Annotated in this window: 1 protein-coding gene; it reads right to left on the bottom strand. The window is 58.9% G+C overall.

Going from position 1 to position 847, the window contains the following annotated elements; genetic code table 11:
* Nucleotides 1-404: 404 nt before the first annotated feature.
* Complete coding sequence (locus AWB81_RS45575) at nt 405-665, bottom strand: hypothetical protein (protein ID WP_143753581.1); 261 nt, start codon at nt 663-665, stop codon at nt 405-407.
* Between the last annotated feature and the right edge of the window lie 182 nt (nt 666-847).

The following is an 847-nucleotide window of genomic DNA, read 5'->3' as shown; positions in this document are numbered from 1 at the left end:
TTACCGAGAACTGGATCGGCGCTCACGAACGCCAAGATGAGACCGTGAGAAAGGCGCAAGAACTCGGCACTCTCGAGCAGCAGGCAAAGCCGCCGTTATTACCCTGCCCATTGCCGTTTTGATGGTCGTGCTGACCTCGCTCGACGTGGAGCGCGTCGAAGAGATCACCGATGGCCCGCGCATTGACGGGTGCATACGTGTTGCCTAAGAGCTGCAGCGGATTCCGCGGATGTTCGCGGCTGCGTGAACAGAGGCAGCTATCGGTTGCGATCGATTAATTTGCCGATCAACGCGCGATCCGAATAGTCATGCACCGTCGCCGCTGCGGGAATACGGTAATACCGCGATCAGCGAAATGCGTGGACTGTCACCGAAGAAATCGGCAGGCTGAATATTGCGAATTTTTAGTAGTCGATGCCTTCGTCGGCAATGGTCAGGATCGCCGTCGACGCCTGTAACTGGGTCGGGCTGGACAGCATCGACCGTGCTTGTGCACGAAAGCCGGCGATACATGGCAGAGGGCTTGCCAACGTCGGCTTAATGTTTTCGCAGCGGACGGTCGCGAACGTTGGGTCGAACGGCTGCGGTGGGTTTGCGCCGTGAAAAGGCGGCGCTTTCCAGCGATTGCGAAGACAGACAGTCGAGCATCCGATCGGAACGCTCAAGTTCTAACGAGGCTCCGCCTCAGACCGACGAGTTGTACGGGTGACTGCGGAGCGCTGGCGGTGTAAGGTGGCTCCGGTCGAGCCGGCTGGGACGTGCCCAGCGATGTACGAGCTCGAAGCTCAATGGGTCCGAAGACCCGTGGACGACCGGAGCCAATCATGACGTTATCACAGAGTGTGTG

Source organism: Caballeronia arationis, from assembly GCF_001544975.2.
GTDB classification, from domain to species: domain Bacteria; phylum Pseudomonadota; class Gammaproteobacteria; order Burkholderiales; family Burkholderiaceae; genus Caballeronia; species Caballeronia arationis.
This window is presented reverse-complemented; position numbering and strand designations above follow the sequence as displayed.